The organism is Flavobacterium antarcticum DSM 19726 (assembly GCF_000419685.1).
GTDB lineage: Bacteria > Bacteroidota > Bacteroidia > Flavobacteriales > Flavobacteriaceae > Flavobacterium > Flavobacterium antarcticum.
The window spans coordinates 584,890-602,760 of record NZ_ATTM01000001.1; the positions used below are offsets into that span (position 1 = coordinate 584,890).

Annotated in this window: 8 protein-coding genes; 1 reads left to right on the forward strand and 7 read right to left on the reverse strand. The window is 37.0% G+C overall.

Translation table 11 applies throughout. The annotated features are described in order from the left end of the window. Positions 1-62 precede the first annotated feature (62 nt). The 4 genes from YWA_RS0102785 to YWA_RS0102800 form a co-directional block, all read right to left on the reverse strand. Positions 63-1,868: an acyl-CoA dehydrogenase family protein gene (locus tag YWA_RS0102785; protein ID WP_022826973.1), complete on the reverse strand. Its 1,806-nt coding sequence runs from the start codon at positions 1,866-1,868 to the stop codon at positions 63-65. Positions 1,869-1,971: 103 nt separating this feature from the next. Then, positions 1,972-3,153: an acetyl-CoA C-acyltransferase gene (locus YWA_RS0102790; RefSeq protein ID WP_022826974.1), complete on the reverse strand. Its 1,182-nt coding sequence runs from the start codon at positions 3,151-3,153 to the stop codon at positions 1,972-1,974. Positions 3,154-3,240: 87 nt separating this feature from the next. Then, positions 3,241-5,631 carry a 3-hydroxyacyl-CoA dehydrogenase/enoyl-CoA hydratase family protein gene (locus YWA_RS0102795; RefSeq protein WP_022826975.1) on the reverse strand — a complete coding sequence of 797 codons (2,391 nt, stop codon included), beginning with the start codon at positions 5,629-5,631 and terminating at the stop codon, positions 3,241-3,243. Positions 5,632-5,658: 27 nt separating this feature from the next. Further along, a complete protein-coding gene (locus tag YWA_RS0102800) occupies positions 5,659-6,108 on the reverse strand; it encodes a MarR family winged helix-turn-helix transcriptional regulator (protein WP_022826976.1) in 450 nt (149 codons plus the stop codon). A gap of 555 nt (positions 6,109-6,663) precedes the next feature. On the opposite strand from YWA_RS0102800, the gene YWA_RS0102805 reads away from it, so the two are divergent. Then, entirely contained in the window at positions 6,664-13,650 is a 6,987-nt protein-coding gene (locus YWA_RS0102805) for a beta strand repeat-containing protein (RefSeq protein WP_022826977.1), read from the forward strand. A 201-nt stretch (positions 13,651-13,851) separates the two neighbouring features. On the opposite strand, the gene YWA_RS15740 is transcribed toward YWA_RS0102805, so the two are convergent. The 3 genes from YWA_RS15740 to YWA_RS0102820 all read right to left on the reverse strand — a co-directional run bounded on the left by YWA_RS15740 (position 13,852) and on the right by YWA_RS0102820 (position 17,349). After that, positions 13,852-14,952, reverse strand: coding sequence for a homoserine dehydrogenase family protein (locus YWA_RS15740; RefSeq protein WP_022826978.1), 1,101 nt, complete (start codon positions 14,950-14,952; stop codon positions 13,852-13,854). Beyond that, complete coding sequence (locus tag YWA_RS15745) at positions 14,939-15,934, reverse strand: alpha/beta fold hydrolase (RefSeq protein ID WP_022826979.1); 996 nt, start codon at positions 15,932-15,934, stop codon at positions 14,939-14,941. Before YWA_RS15745 ends, YWA_RS15740 begins: the two co-directional genes overlap by 14 nt. Positions 15,935-16,044: 110 nt before the next feature. Beyond that, positions 16,045-17,349 carry an O-acetylhomoserine aminocarboxypropyltransferase/cysteine synthase family protein gene (locus YWA_RS0102820; RefSeq protein WP_022826980.1) on the reverse strand — a complete coding sequence of 435 codons (1,305 nt, stop codon included), beginning with the start codon at positions 17,347-17,349 and terminating at the stop codon, positions 16,045-16,047. Between the last annotated feature and the right edge of the window lie 522 nt (positions 17,350-17,871).

Here is a 17,871-nt window from a genome sequence, read left to right on the forward strand (position 1 = left end):
AATCAAAATAGCCGTTGAGAAATCAACGGCTATTTTTTTAACAAACTAAAAACTATATTAACTTAAAAGCAATATTCATTTTCTGCCACTAACTTAGAGGCGATGATTTCACGTAAAGCAACTAAATTTGGCAACGTATTGTATTTCGTAAATCGACGTAAACCCATCAGCATCATGCGTTGTTCGTCTCCTTCAGAAAACGAAGCAATACCTTCTTTTCCTTTTGTATTAATAATATCTACGGCTTGGTACAGGTACAATTGAGCCATTGCAATTTGCTCTTTGATGTTTTCCTGACCTTTTGATTTAGCTAATTTCTCCGTTCTCAAGATCGTCGATTCAGCCATGTAAATTTCAATTAAAATATCTGCAGCAGCCATTAATAATTGTTGGTGTTCATCTAGATCAGGTCCATATTTTTGAACCGCGGAACCCGCAACCATTAAGAACACTTTCTTTAATTTAGCAACCATCGCTTTTTCTTCTGAAAATAATTCAGAATAATCCGGCATATCAAAGTCAGGAATTCCCATTAATTCTTCGCCTACTTTTGTTGCGGGACCTAATAAATCAACGTGGCCTTTCATTGCTTTTTTAACGAGCATTCCTACTGAAAGCATTCTATTGATCTCATTTGTACCTTCGTAAATTCTTGCAATTCTCGCATCACGCCATGCACTTTCCATAGGAGTGTCTTCTGAAAATCCCATTCCGCCGAAAACTTGAATTCCTTCATCGGCACAATTCTGAATGTCTTCTGAAATCGCTACTTTTAAAATAGAGCACTCAATTGCGAATTCTTCCACACCTTTTAATTCTGCTTCTTGATGCGAAACTCCTTCTGCTACACGAGCTTCAATGCGGTCTTCGATCGCTTTTGCCGCACGGTACGAAGCGCTTTCTCCTGCATAACATGAAGTTGCCATTTCTGCAAGTTTAGAACGAATCGCTCCAAAATTGGCAATAGCCGTATTAAATTGAACACGTTCGTTTGCGTATTTAATAGATTCCGTGGCAACACGACGTTGAGCGTCTAGACAAGCGGCACCTAGTTTAATCCGACCCACATTTAAAGCATTCATGGCAATTTTGAATCCATTTCCTCTTTCTGAAAGCATGTTTTCAACAGGCACTATCGTATCCGTGAAAAATACTTGACGGGTAGAAGAGGCACGAATTCCTAATTTGTGCTCTTCTTCATTCATTGAAATTCCGTTTGCAGAATCATTTTCTACGATGAAACCTGTAATGTTTTTATCATCGCCAATTCGAGCGAAAACGATGAATAAACTACAGAAACCTGCATTTGAAATCCACATTTTTTGACCAGTAATCAAATAGTTTTTTCCATCTTCTGATAAAACTGCTTTTGTTTTTCCAGAATTCGCATCCGATCCTGCTCCAGGTTCAGTCAAGCAATAGGCTCCAAACCATTCGCCTGAAGCTAATTTAGGAACGTATTTTTGCTTTTGTTCTTCTGTTCCGTAAAGAGTAATTGGCATCGTTCCAATTCCAGTATGTGCTCCAAAAGCCGTAGAAAACGAACCTGTAGCACCTGAAATGTAATCACAAACCAACATCGTAGAAACGAATCCCATTCCCAATCCTCCGTAAGCTTCTGGAACCGCAACACCTAGCAAACCTAAATCGCCTGCTTTTTTCATACATTCTTCTGTGAATGCAAAATCTCTATTTTCAAACCGGCTTTTGTTGGGCCAAATTTCTTTGTCCACAAATTCCTTTACCATTTGTTTCATCATCAATTGCTCCTCAGAAAAATCTTCGGGAGTAAAGATGTCTTCGCATTTTGTTTCTTTCACGAGAAATTGACCGCCTCGTGTTACTTGTTTTTCGATTGTATCAGCCATTTTTTATTTTTTTTACTTTTAATATTTTGGAACACAGATTTAAGAAATTAGAGAAATTTCAAAAGATTTTAGTAATATCTACAATCTGTGTTGCTTCTTTTAATTACAGTACCTCATAAACTCCCGCTGCACCTTGACCTGTTCCAACACACATGGTTACGATTCCGTATTTATTTCCTCTGCGTTTCATTTCATCAAACAATTGAGTCGATAATTTCGCTCCGGTACAACCTAATGGATGACCAAGTGCAATTGCACCACCATTTACATTTACGATATCCGGATTTAAACCTAATTCACGAATTACTGCTAATGATTGAGAAGCAAACGCCTCATTTAATTCAATTAAATCGATGTCGTTTAAAGTTAATCCTGCTTTTGTTAAAGCTTTCGGAACGGCTTTCATGGGTCCAATTCCCATTAATCTTGGTTCTACACCTGCAGCTGCATAACTTACCATTCTTGCGATAGGTTCCAAATTTAATTCCTTCACCATATCTTCCGACATTACAAGCACGAAAGAAGCACCATCACTCATTTGCGATGATGAACCTGCCGTTACACTTCCATCAGCTGCAAATACTGGTCTCAATTTTGCCAAAACTTCTAAAGAAGTATCGGCTCTCGGGCCTTCATCTTTAGTTACCACATACGATTTTGTAGCTTTCTTGCCATTTTCATCTACGTAAGTTTGGTTGACCGTAATTGGAACGATTTGCTTGTCAAATTTTCCTTCCGCTTGCGCTTTCAAAGCTTTCTGATGTGAATTAAAAGAAAACAAATCTTGGTCTTCACGAGAAACGTTATATTTCTTGGCAACCGCTTCCGCAGTTAATCCCATTCCCCAGTAGTAATCTTCGTTTCCTTCTTTTGCAACAGCGTAGTCAGGTGTTGGTTTGTAACCTCCCATTGGAATAAAACTCATGCTTTCGGCTCCACCAGCAATGATACAATCTGACATTCCCGATTGGATTTTTGCCGTCGCCATTGCAATGGTCTCAATTCCCGAAGCACAATAACGATTTACTGTAACACCAGGAACATCTTCGATTTTTAATCCCATTAAGGAAATTAACCTTCCCATGTTTAAACCTTGTTCCGCTTCCGGCATGGCGTTTCCAACCATTACATCATCAATGCGATGTTTGTCCAGTTGCGGTACTTCATTCAATAAATACTGAATGGTTTCTGCCGCTAATTCATCAGGTCGTTTAAATCTGAACACTCCTTTTGGAGCTTTTCCTACCGCGGTTCGGTAGGCTTTTACTATATATGCTGTTTTCATTGTGAATATTTTTTTGGAACATAGATTTAAGAAATTAGAGAAATTTTAATAATTTTTAGAATTTCTTAAATCTGTGTTGCTTGTTTTTTAATTACGAAGTGGCTTACCTGTAGTTAGCATATGTTGAATTCGCTCTAGCGTTTTTCTTTCCGTGCATAACGATAAGAACGCTTCTCTTTCTAAATCCAATAAATATTGTTCCGTTACCATCGTTGCTTCCGACAAATCACCACCTGCCATTACATATGCCAGTTTGTTAGCGATTTTCTTATCGTGTTCAGAAATGTAGTTTCCGGCTTGCATTTGGTCGGTTCCAACGAGGAACATTCCAAGGGCTTGTTTCCCTAAAACTTTTACATCTTTTCGTTTAACGGGTTGAGTGTAACCTGCATTTGCCATGAATAAAGCTTGTTGTTTGGCTTCCGCCAATTGTCGGTCTTTGTTCACTACCACAATATCTTTTCCGTGTTGTAAAACGCCTAAATCAAACGCTTCGTAAGCCGAAGTCGAAACTTTTGCCATGGCAACGGTTAAGAAATATTCTTGTAAAACATTTAATTCAACGTCATTTTTTCTAAACAAATCCGAAGCTCTCAAAGCCATTTCTTTCGAACCGCCACCGCCAGGAATTACGCCAACACCAAATTCTACTAATCCAATGTACGTTTCTGCAGCAGCAACCACTTTATCGGCATGCATGCTCATTTCGCAACCACCTCCAAGTGTCATTCCATGTGGAGCAACGACAACAGGAATTCCAGAATAACGCACTCGCATCATCGTGTCTTGAAACATCTTGATTGCCATGTTTAATTCGTCGTATTCTTGTTCGACTGCCATCATGAAAATCATTCCAATATTGGCACCCACAGAAAAATTCGGCGCTTGATTTCCTATTACTAGTCCGCCGAACTCTTTTTCAGCTAAATCAATGGCTTTGTTTATTCCTTGTAAAACGTCGCCACCAATCGTGTTCATTTTAGATTGGAACTCTAAATTTAAAATGCCGTCACCCAAATCTTCAATAACAACGCCACTGTTACTCCACACCTTTTTGCTTTCGCGAATATTGTTTAGAATAATGAAGGCATCTTGACCCGGGATTTTCTTTTGTGATTTTGACCCAATGTCGTAATAATACGTCGACCCTTCTTTCACAGAATAGAACGATTTATTTCCAGAAGCCAACATTTCTGTTACCCAAGCAGCCGGTTCTTTTCCTTCCGCTTTCATTAATTCAATCCCTTTTTCTATTCCAACCGCATCCCAAATCTCGAACGGTCCATTTTCCCAACCAAAACCGGCTTTCATGGCGTCGTCAATTTTGTATAAATCTTCCGTAATTTCAGGAATTCTATTGGCTACATAAGCAAACATTCCCCCAAAATCCTTGCGGTAAAATTCACCTGCTTTGTCCGTACCTGTAATTAGCACTTTAAAACGATTAATCGGTTTGTCGATGCTTTTGGTTAATTCTAACGTAGCGAAAGACGCTTTCTTCGAAGCTCTGTATTCTAAAGTATCTAAATCAAGCGATAAAATTTCCTTCCCTTCTTTTTTATAAAAACCCTGACCGGACTTACTTCCAAGCCATTTGTTTTCCATCATTTTACTGATGAATTCTGGCAGCATAAATAAATCGTGTGCTTCGTCATTTGGTACACCTTCGTATAAACCATTGGCAACATGCACCAATGTATCTAAACCGACCACATCCACGGTTCGGAATGTTGCTGATTTTGGCCGACCAATAACGGGTCCGGTTAATTTGTCAATTTCTTCCACCGTGAATCCCATTTCTTTTACATTGTGAAACATGCTCATAATTCCGAAGATACCGATACGGTTTCCAATAAATGCCGGAGTATCTTTCGCAACTACCGATGTTTTTCCTAAGAATTTTTCGCCATATTCATTCAAGAAATCTAATACTTCAGAAGAAGTTTCCGGACCGGGAATGATTTCAAATAATTTCAAATAACGCGCTGGATTGAAAAAGTGCGTCCCACAGAAATGTTTCTGGAAATCGTCGCTTCGGCCTTCGCTCATAAAATGAATGGGAATACCGGAAGTATTTGAGGTTATTAAAGTGCCCGGTTTGCGGTATTTTTCAATCTGTTCAAATACTTGCTTTTTGATGTCTAAACGTTCTACAACGACTTCGATAATCCAATCCGCGTCTTTAATTTTAGTTAGATCATCGGTCGTGTTTCCGGTTGTAATTCGTTGTGCAAAACTTGGGTGATAAATAGGAGAGGGCTTCGATTTTAGCGCGAAAGCCAAGTGGTCGTTGACCAATCGGTTTCGCACTGCTTTGTTTTCTAGTGTCAATCCTTTCTTTTGTTCGGCATCGGTTAATTCGCGGGGTACAATGTCCAAAAGGAGTACTTCTACACCAATATTGGCAAAGTGGCAGGCAATTCCTGAACCCATTATTCCTGAACCAATGACGGCAACTTTTTTAATCAGTCGTTTCATTATAGGTATGTTTTAATTTTATTGTATTTATTTTTTATTGTTTTCTGAGAAGATACTTTTGTCGGCAATCAAATCGTTGATGATTTCCGATACTTCCATAAAGTGCATCAACTTTTCTTCTGAAATATTGTTCTTAATTGTTTCGTTGAACTTTAAAACGGTATTCTTAGAAAGTTCTCTTTTCTCTTTACCAAAATCGGTGAGGTAAATAAGAACGCCTCGTCCGTCGTTTGGATTCTTCTTTCGGATGATAAGACCCCGTTCTTCCATTGATTTCAGCGTTCGTGTCAAACTAGTGGCTTCCATACCCATTTTTGGTCCTAATGCGGTTGATGGAGTTCCATTTTCTTTATCAATGCTCAACAACGCGAATCCAGTAGCCATTGTAGCGCCATACTTATTTGCTTCTTCGTTGTACATCCTGGAAACTGCTTGCCATGTGGCGCGAAGCACGTAATCAATTGTTTTATCTTTCATGGTATTTATTGGAAATCAAATATAGTAAAAAATAGTATGCATGCATAGTAAATAGTGTAATCTTTTGTAATTTAATAATTTATTTTTTTAAGATGTTTTTTGTTCACGAGTGTATAGGGACTTATAAAGATATTACTACCTATTTCGAATTTAAGAAATATAATCTTAAAATGAAAATTAGCTTTATTTTTAAAGATCATTAAATATGATTTTTGGTAATAATTATATGAATTAACTAAATATCAATTTGATTATATTAAGTATTAATTGTACATTTATTATAAATTAAAAATAGAGAGAGTCTTCAACTAGTTACTTTCACATCAACATTGTTAGTTTTTTTTATAAATTATTGGCGTAATTTTTGTTTATAGTGGTTTTGATTGGTGTTTGTAAAGCTGTCTTATTTAATTTTGTTTATTTAATACCGAAAATCTATTCCATCTCAATCAATCTCATTTATTTGTTTTAAATTAAGAGTATTCCTATTTGGGCTATTCTTATTTAAAAAATTTTATATAATGTTCTTATTATTAAGAAATTAGAAATATTACTATGAAAAATAATTACTATTTTAAATTTAAAAGTTGCTTAAGTTTATTTTTATTTCTAGTTGGTTTCAGCTCGTTTGGTCAAGTTGTTACTGTCTTTAATGATGATTTTAGCGTTTCTCAGGGATCGACTTATACAGCTGCAAATGGCAACATTGGCTCAAGTTTGATTTGGGAAATGAGTAGAAGCGGTCAAGACTTTGGAGCAAGGATAAATGGTGGTAGACTTGAGTTTACTGGTCGTGCTACTGGTGCAGCCTATAAGGTAGGATGGGTTTTCGGAAATGTTAACAGTACTGCTTATACCGCACCGTACACATCTACTTTGAAAAATAATCCAGGAACTGTCACATGGACTTTTAACATGCGTCAATCTAGAAATAACCCTAATTCCATTAATTCACTAGGTTTTGGTATTGCTTATGTTTTAGCGGGAGAAAATGGAAGTACATTGCAATCAGGTACAGGATATGCTATCACATTAGGGAACGGTACCGACATAGATCCTGTTAGATTAGTAAAATATACGCAAGGTTTAAAATCTACTACGAGTATTTTAGCATCAAATACGGCTAACTTAAGTGATTTTGGCAATGCTTATTTGAGTATTAAAGTAACTTATACACCAAGTACTGGTTCATGGCAACTTTTTGTCAGAAATGATGGAACAACTGCATTTGCTGACCCTGCAACTGGGACATTGACCTCTCAAGGTACTGTTGTTGATGATACTTATACGACCACAGAGCTTTCATTAATGGGTGGATTTATGTATTCTGGTAAAGCAAAGGCATATACTGCTTATTTTGATAATGCAAAAGTTACAGTTGCTGTACCGGTTTTGAGTACAATAAGTCCAACTTCTGCTTTTGCAGGTGCATTAGGTTTTACGTTGACGGCTAATGGTCAGAATTTTACGCCTACAAGTAAGATAAGATGGAATGGTAGTGACCGAGTTACAACGTATGTTTCTGCTACCAAAATAACAGCAGTTATTACGTCTAGTGACATAGCTGCAGTTGGAACCGCATCAGTAACTGTTGCAAATGGTTCCGCTTCATCAAATGCTAAGACTTTTATTATAAATTCTGCGGGAACACCTACTTTGACCGTGACTCCAGAGTTTTTAAACTTGACAACAACAGTTTCTGGGTCAGCTATGACAGCTTCGCAGTATAGTATTAGTGGTGCTAACCTCGTTACTGCAGACCCTGTTGCAACGGCACCTACTAATTTTGAAATTTCGTTAGATAATACTACATTTTCTTCTACGTTGAATATACCCCGAACAGGAAATGTTCTTACAGGACAGCCACGAACTATTTATGTTCGAAAAATATTAAATGCTCCAGCTAGTATTTATGATGCCGTGGTTACACATACTGCTTCTGGGACTTCAAATGTTGAGGAACTACAAATTAATGCTACCGTATTGGCAACGCAACCCACGAATTTGTCTACGGATTTGAACATTACTAATGTTACTTCTACGGGTTTTAAAGTAAATTGGACTAGTGGGGATGGAGCAAAACGATTAGTACTTATAAAAAAGGCGTCAGCTGTAAACGCATCGCCAAGTGATGGAGAAACCTATACTGCAAATGCCGTATTTGGGTATGGTTCTGAAATAGGTACAGGGAATTATGTAGTTTATTCGGGAACGGGTAATTCTGCTACGGTGACGGGTCTTTCTGCAGCAACTGCTTACTATGTATCTGTTGTAGAATATAATGGAACATCTGGAATCGAAAATTATACTACTTCTGGTCTTGTAGGTAATAAAACTACATTAAATGCACCTGTAGGTTGGCAGATTTATACTACTAACACAGCAAATACTATAGACTTTGATACTACAGTAGATGGGGTAAATACAGATGCTTTTCAAGGATATGGTTTTTCTCCTGATGGGGATTCAGGACAATTAAATTCTAAAGCTTGGGCAGTTACAGGTTTTAGTGATGGGACGATTAATTTTGGAGATACAAGCGCTGAAGATAAGGACTTTGATTCTGGAACTTCTATAGGAGGGGAGTCAGAAGGTGGTGTTTATGCTTTTGAAACGAGTCCAGATAATTTTTCATTTGGTGTTCAATCTACTAATGCTGATTTTAGTCCGGGTACGATCACGTTAAAAATACAAAATCAGACAGGAATTCCTATTACTTCTTTAAATTTAGGTTATAAAGTTTTTATTTATAACGACCAAAATGCTTCGACTAGTTTTAATTTTAGTCATTCGTTAGATAATTCTACTTATAATTCTATTACTGCAATTAATGTTATTTCTCCAACTACAGCTGATGTGATACCTGAATGGAAAGGGTACTACAGATCAACAACCATTACAGGTTTAAATATTTTGAACAATGCATACTATTATATTCGTTGGACAGGTGGAGATTCTGGAAATGTTGCTTATGATGAATTTGCATTAGACGATATTTCTTTAGTAGCAAATCCGACTAGTAACTTTGTACCTTTTAATAACACAGCAGAATCTTTTGTATTAAATGGAAATGCCAATCTTTCAGGCGATTTGGAAGTTGTAAGTAACGTAACCTTTAATGGCGGGAAATTAAGTATTGGAAATAATACGCTTTCCATTAGAGGAGGTGTTACTAATTCAACTGCTAGTGGTATAAAAGGAGGCACAACAAGTAATCTTATTATTAATGGAATTAGTAATAACCCATTAAGTTTCGATTCAACTACTTTAGGTACAACAAACTTGTTAAATAATTTTACTATAGCTACGACTGCAGCAAATACGACGACTCTTGCCAATGCAGTAGTGGTAAATGGTGCATTGACTATTGATGCTAATCAGACCTTGGATTTAGGAACAATTCCTTTAACTGGTAACCTTACTTCCGCTGTAGTAAATGGTACTTTAGCGACAAAAAACACAAGTGCTTTACCTATTCCTTCTGGCAAAATATGGTCTGGAACTGGAACTGTTAATTATAATTCGGTTACTACAGCTCAAACAGTAGTTGCAGGAACTTATAATAGTTTAACGGTAACACCAACACTTGGCGCGGTTGCAGGTGGCAACCTAACCGTTAACGGAATTTTAAATTTGCCGACTAAAAATCCTACCGATTTTGTTGGAAGTTTATCAGTTGTCCTTCCTAATACGCTAACAATGGACGGTACAGCGACTAATGCAGGAATTGGGGATGTAACAGGAGATATTTTGAGAACAACTATTTCTGCTAATGTATTATACACTTTTGGTCATAAAAATACGTCGATTATTTTTCCGCCGATAGGAACATTACCTACTTCTATGGGATTAAGAGTTAAAATAGGAAATGCTCCATCATGGAAACCAACAGGAGTTAAACGTATTTATGACTTTAAACAAACGGCAGGAACTGGGACAAAAGCGGTCATAAGAGGGCATTATTTAGAGACTGAACTTAATTCAAATAATAAGCTTAGGTTGGTGGATTATGTCAATCGGACCGTGGCTCCTCAAATAGGAACTTTTGAACAAGGAAGGTCGAATTTTAGTATTACTGAAAACTGGATAGAATTAACGAATGCTAATGTTGCAGCTGCTTTTTTTCCCGATTTTGATATAGTAACACTTGGTTTTGCTGAAACTGCTATTGCTTTTTCAACATGGACAGGTGCTACTAGTGATTCCTGGAATACTGGTACGAACTGGTTTCCTGTTGGTATACCTGGTCAACTAACGGCTGTTGTAATTCCAGATGCATTAAATACAGATAATGATCCTATTTTTGCTTCAGGTTTTGAAGTAAAAAGTATTAATATAGAGTCAGGTGGTTTACTTACCGCCGATACAGATGCAGTATTTAATATTTTCGGCGGAGATGGAGCTTGGATTAACTATGGTGTTTTCGATCCTGGTACTGGAACAAGTACTGTTGTTTTTAAAAATGTTGATGCAACAATTGCTGGAGAAACGACTTTCAATAACTTAACAATAGAATCAGGTGGAGGTTTGAGACCTCTTACTGGAAGTACAATGCACATCAGAGGAACGTTTACTAAAACTGGTACCTTTTCTGCTGGTGCATTTCCGAATACAGTTGACTTTAGAGGAACAAATCAAAGTATCCCATTATCAGCAGGAGCATATCAAAGTTTGACGATTTCGGGAACAGGAGCTATTTTTCCAACCTCACTGGATGTACGAGGAAATTTAAAAATAAGTAATACTGTTGATTTTACAGGAAAAACGATAGCTATGACAGGAGTTGTTGGTCAAACTATAAGTGGTGCAAGCGCGACTTTCAATAATTTAATTATAAATAATACTAGTGGAAATGTAAGTCTTTCCAACAATGCTTCCGTAACAGGTACTTTAACTTTAACATCTGGGCAACTTATTTTAAATAATAATAATTTGACATTAGGTGCTAATGCAGTTGCAGGAACATTCGATAGTTCAAAAATGATTGTAACGGGTGGAAGTGGAGAACTTCGAAGAACGTTTACAGCTCTAGGAAGTTATACTTTTCCTATTGGCGAAAATACAAGTCCTGCTTATTCACCAATGACCGTTAATGTAACTGCAGGTTCTGGTTTTACAAGTGCTTATGTAGGTGTATCCGTTAAGGACGGAATTCATCCTAATAACTACAGTGCTCAAAACAACTTGAGTCGCTATTGGAATGTTAATCAGTCGGGAATTACAGGTGCAGTTGCGAGTATCTCTGCAACTTATCTACCAGAAGATCTTACGGGAGCTGAAAGTTCAATTGCAGCAGCCCAATTAAAAGGGGGGTTTAATCAATCTAGCAATCCTTGGATAAAATTTGTTACTTTAGCTTCTAACACACTTAGTATTACTGGAGCTTCACTTCCAAGCGGTATGACATCTGCATTTACAGGGATTAAAGGGGAAACTTTTACTACTGTAATAACAGGATATGGAGAATTTTGTCAGAATGATGCAATAACCTTAACTGCCGAAACAACAGGAGGTGATGGCCCTTACACTTATATATGGTCGGATGGTTTAGGAAGTGCTTCGACATACACACCGCCATCAACAGCTTTTGGAACCATCAATTATACGTTAATTGTTAGGGATGCTAATGGAAAAGTAGCTCTTGATAATGCAGATGTAACAATCTTGACCGCTTCTGTGGGTGGAACCTTAAACAATATGTCGCAAACTATTTGCAAAGGAACCAAGCCAAGTCCAATTGTATTAACTGGTGAAACAGGAGATATACTTTATTGGCAGCGTTCAGCAGATCCAACTTTTGCCACAGGAACCGTTAATATTGGTAATGTAACTGAAACATTGACTAGTAATCAGGCAGGAATTGTTAATGAAACTACTTATTTTAGAGCGGTAGTTAGTAATGGAACTTGTGGCGAAGTATATTCAAGTTCTGCAACAATTATTATTAATTCTACTACTTGGAATGGATCTGTATGGTTAAACGGAGACCCAACAACAACTTCTAGTGTTGTTATTAATGGCGATTATACTGCAACGGATAATTTGGAATTTTGCAATGTAACAGTATTGAGTGGTAACGTACTAATTCCATCAGGTAAGACGCTGTCCATTCAAGGTGCATTGACAATTACTAGTGGAACTTTGACTATTGAAGACGGTGCAAGTTTTGTTCAAAAGGATGACTTCGCAATAAATCAAGGTACAAATTTTACCATAAAACGAAATACACAACCTATGTACCGATACGATTATACTTATTGGTCTTCTCCAGTAATAGGACAAACTTTATTTGATCTTTCTCCAGCGACGTTGGGCGATAAATTTTTTGGATGGAATCCCGATCCTGCGGGATGGATTCCTTATTATGGTGGAAATCATACTATGGTTCCTGGGATTGGCTATATTGTGAGAGCACCTCAAACGTATTCTGTTGATCCATTAGTTACCACTACTTTTGGAGGAATTTACTCCGGTAAACCCAATAATGGAGTGATTGAAGTACCTGTTTTTGCAGATGGGAAATACAATTTATTAGGTAATCCCTACCCATCCGCACTATCTGCTGATAAATTTTTGGATATAAATTCCTCAATTCTAGATGCGACTTTATATTTGTGGACGCATAAAAGCTCTGTTTCAAGTTCAAATTATTCTTATAATGTTGCTGATTATGCCACTTACAATTTGTTAGGAGGTGTGGGAACGGGAACAGCTGCTACTACTGATCCTGGTAATAAACCGCTTGGATTTATCGCCTCAGGACAAGCATTTTTTATTGCCGGAAGAGGAACTCAGAATGGAACAGCCACATTTAACAACTCAATGAGAGTGGCAGGATCAAACAGTCAGTTTTTCAAAACTGCAGCTCCAACTGCAATTGAGAAACACAGAATTTGGCTCAATATTTCAAATACGGTAGGGGATTTTAGACAAATGTTGTTGGGATACACCACCAATGCAACGAATGGTTATGATAGTGGCTGGGATGGCGAATTGTTTTCCAATAGTGGCTTGACGATTTATGGTTTTGCAGGAGAAAAACAATTGTCAATTGAAGCTTTGCCGTTGCCTTTTAATTCTGTCGAAGCGGTTCCACTTGGCATCAGTACGACTTTCTCAGGAAGCCATCGTATTACACTTGATCAATTTGACGGTTTGTTTGAAACGCAAGATGTGTTCTTATACGATAAGTTATTGCAAATTGTTCATAATATTAAACTGGCTCCTTATGATTTCGTGACCGGAACAGGTACGTTTGACAGTCGTTTTGAGGTCGTATATTATAACGTTTTAGGTGACCAAGATTTTACTTATGAGAACAACCTTTATATTTACAAAGAGAAAGAAACGATTGTAGTTAAATCGCCTTCTATTGAAATGAAAAGTATTAGAATCATCGATTTACAGGGTAGGGTGATTGAAACGCTATCAGATATCAATGACTTTCAAGCGGTACTCAATTTAAAAACTGCGACTCAGGTATTAATGGTTTCCATTACAACAAAAGACAACCAAATTTTTACGAGAAAGCTACTCTATTAAAAGAGAGCGAAATAATTCAAAAAAGAGACCGTTCAAAAATTTTGGACGGTCTTTTTTGTTAAAGTGGATTTTGAACGTATGAAAACAGGAACAAAGTTAAGTAGTGTTAATGCAGCTTCATGGAAATATAATTTTTATATATTATTCTGTTATTTAAAAAAATAATAATTATTAATCAAGCTAAAATTCAATAAAATATATTTACATAAAAACAGATTCTTTTATTTTAATTTTTTCAGCTATTTTAAGAATATCAGACAAAACGCCTCTTGCAGTAACTTCCGTTCCTGCACCTGCACCTTGGATGACTATCGGAATTTCGCCGTAGGACTTTGTGTAAATTTCGATGAGGTTATCGGCTCCTTTTAACTGACCTAACGCGGTATTATTAGGTGTTGAAACGAGTTTTACTTCCATTTTTTTTGCGATCAGATCGAGTTCACCCACGTAGCGTAAAACATGGTCTTTTTTTTGTGCTTTTTTAGCGGTGTCAAAAGGCTTGTCTAAGATTTCCTTGCGAATTGCATATTCTTTTTTAGTGCTAATTTGCGGTATTTCGGGTAGCAGAAGCGATGTGATTTTAATGTCGGAGAATTCAAATTTCTCTTCTACTTCTCGAGCTAGAATGAGCAATTTTCGAGCTACGTCGTGCCCAGAAAGATCGTCGCGCGAATCGGGTTCCGTATATCCTTTTTTCTCTGCATCGATTAGAATTGTTGAAAAAGAGACGTCTTCGGCTGAAAACCGATTGAAAAGATAACTCAATGAACCTGAGAAAACGCCTCTGATTTTAGTGATTTGTTCTCCGGCAAAATGCAAGTCGCTGATCGTTTGAATTACGGGTAATCCGGCACCAACATTTGTTTCATACAAGAATGAAGTGTCGTGTATTTTTAAAAGGGTTCGGATCTGCTGGTAGAACTCGTAACTTAGTGTATTCGCCTTTTTGTTTGCCGCTACAATATTGAATCCGTTTTTAATTAGTTCCGGATAATTGTTGACTAGTGTTTCGTTTGCGGTAGCATCTACAAAAATTAAATTTTCTAATTCCTGTTCCTGAACATATTCGATGATGTCTGACACTCGAAATGGAATGGAAGCTTGCGCAAAATTAGCTTCCCACTGGTTTTGAACTCCTTCTTTTTCAAAAAAAGCAAGTGTTGAATTAGTGATTATTGGAAAACGCAAATCGATGTTTCTCTTTTCGATGAAATATTTTTGGCTTGCCAAAACTTGATTGATTAACGTACTTCCTACGTTACCAATTCCGAAAAGGATGATATTTACTTTAAATGTTGACATAATGTTGTTGGTGTTGTGTTTGAAAAATTAATTTTAAAATTCGGGTCAGTTCTTCGTGTTCAATTAAAAAAGCATCGTGGCCGTGTACGGATTTGATTTCATGGTGAAAAATATTTGGTTTGATGTTTTTTAATGCGTGGTAGGTTTTATGCGTTTCATCGGCTGTAAAAAACAAGTCGGAATCGATGGAAACCATATGAATGTTTGCAGAAATTCGGCTGATTTCAGATATAAAGTCACTTGAGTTCTTGGTAATGTCAATTGTCTTGAGCAAGTGATTCATGAGTTTATAAGCGGGTAGTACAAATCGTTTTTTTAAGGCAACGCCGTGAAACAAGAGCCAGTTTTCAATTTGAAATACAGCCGTTGCTGCTTCTTTTTTTCGAGTGAATTTTTGGTTGATAGATTGAGGTGTGCGGTACAGTAACATGGCGTGTAAGCGTGCATCAGCAATAGGGTCGTCTGAATTATGGAGCAGTTGATCTTGAACTAATACATTCCCGATGACCCAATCCGTCGCTTTCCAATCGGTTGCAATTGGGATTAAATTTTTTGCACTGTTGGGTTTTAAAGCAGCCATTTCCCATGCAATTCCGCCGCCTAAACTACCACCAATTAGTGCAAATAATTGATTTATTCGTAAGTGCGAAAGGCCTAGCCAAAATAACATTGCAATGTCTTTTGCAACAAATTGTTTATAGTCGTACTCGAGATTATTTGGGTCTCCATCAAATCCATTCCCAGGTATGTTGAAGATAATTACGGTGTAAATTTCAATATCGATTGCCTTACCTTTTCCAATAATTTGATTCCACCAACCTTTTTCACCCGCTGCATTGGAGTTGCCCGTCAGTGCATGGTTGACCACAATTATAGGAGCTGTTCCGATTGGTGGACCTACAACTTGGTAAAACAGATTTAATAATGGTTTTTGCAAACCACTCTCTAATGTGAAATCCACAATTTTTATTTTTTCTAACATGTTATTTTGATTTAATAGACTAAACTTTCCTTAAAAAACACAAACTTCTTTCATCTAAATGAAGTTATTATTCCCAATTCATTTGTGTTTTAGAAAGGGTAATTTCGTTATTATTTTTTGGATAGAATTTCTTGTTTGGTGTTGATTGTTTTGAATACTTCTTTCAAATCTTCTTTCAAATCTTCGATGTCCTCAATGCCGACGGAGAGACGGATCAGGTCTTTTGTGACACCCGTTGCGACTTGTTCTGCTTCTGATAATTGTTGGTGTGTGGTACTTGCAGGATGGATAATTAAAGATTTCGTATCACCAATATTTGCCACAAGAGCAAACAATTGCGTTCCATCTGCTACTTTTTTAGCCGCTTCAAATCCGCCGTGTAGTCCAAAGGTTAGTACGCCACTTTGTCCTTCGGGAAGATATTTATCCGCTAAGGCTTTGTAGTTTGACGATTGTAATCCGGGATAATTTACCCAAGCCACTTCGCTTTGTGATTCCAACCATACCGCTAAGGCCAATGCATTTTCGGAGTGTTTTTTGATTCTCAACGGTAATGTTTCCAATCCTTGCAAAATTTGAAACGCATTAAAAGGACTCAAAGCGGAACCAAAATCGCGTAATCCTTCAATTCTAACTTTAGCAATAAAGGAAGAAGAACCCAGGGCTTCGTAATATTTCAAACCGTGATAGCCCGCTGAAGGCTCCGTAAACTCTGGAAATTTCCCATTAGACCAATCAAAATTTCCCGCGTCAATGATGACTCCGCCAAGTGTAGTTCCGTTTCCGTTGATGTATTTTGTTAGGGAATGTATGACGATATCGGCTCCATATGCAATTGGACGTAATAAGTAGGGCGTTGCTACGGTATTGTCCACAATCAAGGGAACTTTGAAAGCATTTGCTTCTTTAGAAATAGCTGCAATATCTAATACATCAAGTTTTGGATTCCCCAAGCTTTCAATGAAATAAGCGCGTGTATTTTCTTGAGAAGCTTCTGTGAAATTCTTTGGATTGGAGGGATCTACAAAAGTGGTTGTAATTCCTAAACGAGGAAAGGTTACTTTTAATAAATTATACGTGCCGCCGTACAAACTATTTGAAGCGACGACATGGTCACCCGCTTTTAACAATGTCAAAAAAGTAGTTGCAATTGCAGCTATTCCTGAAGAGGTAACCACCGCTCCAATTCCGCCTTCGAGTTCTGTCAAGCGTTGTTCCAGGATGTCGTTTGTCGGATTATTTAAACGGGTGTAAATAAATCCAGGCTCGGTCAAGCCAAATAAATTGGACGCATGTTCAGAATTATTGAAGACATACGACGAAGTTTGGTAGACAGGAATAGCACGGGTTCCTGCAGTTTTAGTAACGTCGTGTCCTGAATGTAAAGCGTTTGTTGAAAATTTTAATTTTGTCATGATTTGAAAATTTAAGTTATTAAGTAATTATTTGTGTTTATTTATTTTGAATTGAGGCCAAAAAAAATCCCTTTGGTTGGTGTACCAAAGGGATTTAAAAAATAGTATCGAACTATAGTTACATTTTCCGAATTTGGCAATAGGAGTTTGGCATGTGACGCATTTTACACATCATCATCATGAACGATTGGATTGCCATATTTGTATTTATTTGAGCCATAGTTGAAATTGAATTAAATTATTTTGAGTTGGATATGAAGCAAAAAAAAACCTCTACATTGCTGCAGAGGTTTCTATAGTTTACAAATTAAAAATTATGCAATAGAAGTGCTCTGCGGAAATTTCCCCATCATACGACGCATATTGCACATTGTTAATTTCATTTTTGTTACATTTTGTTTGGCAAACGTAGTAACTAATTTTGAATGAAAACATAAAAAATGAAATTTTAACATTTTGAGGTTACTAGGATTACTTTATAACGTGCAAATTTAATCGAGTTCTACTAAATGCGATAGTAAT

What these genes read in the sequence shown, in the direction of transcription:
- YWA_RS0102785 (WP_022826973.1), bottom strand. Translation starts at nt 1,868, where the DNA reads ATGGCTGATACAATCGAAAAACAAGTAACACGAGGCGGTCAATTTCTC.
- YWA_RS0102790 (WP_022826974.1), bottom strand. Translation starts at nt 3,153, where the DNA reads ATGAAAACAGCATATATAGTAAAAGCCTACCGAACCGCGGTAGGAAAA.
- YWA_RS0102795 (WP_022826975.1), bottom strand. Translation starts at nt 5,631, where the DNA reads ATGAAACGACTGATTAAAAAAGTTGCCGTCATTGGTTCAGGAATAATG.
- YWA_RS0102800 (WP_022826976.1), bottom strand. Translation starts at nt 6,108, where the DNA reads ATGAAAGATAAAACAATTGATTACGTGCTTCGCGCCACATGGCAAGCA.
- YWA_RS0102805 (WP_022826977.1), top strand. Translation starts at nt 6,664, where the DNA reads ATGAAAAATAATTACTATTTTAAATTTAAAAGTTGCTTAAGTTTATTT.
- YWA_RS15740 (WP_022826978.1), bottom strand. Translation starts at nt 14,952, where the DNA reads ATGTCAACATTTAAAGTAAATATCATCCTTTTCGGAATTGGTAACGTA.
- YWA_RS15745 (WP_022826979.1), bottom strand. Translation starts at nt 15,934, where the DNA reads ATGTTAGAAAAAATAAAAATTGTGGATTTCACATTAGAGAGTGGTTTG.
- YWA_RS0102820 (WP_022826980.1), bottom strand. Translation starts at nt 17,349, where the DNA reads ATGACAAAATTAAAATTTTCAACAAACGCTTTACATTCAGGACACGAC.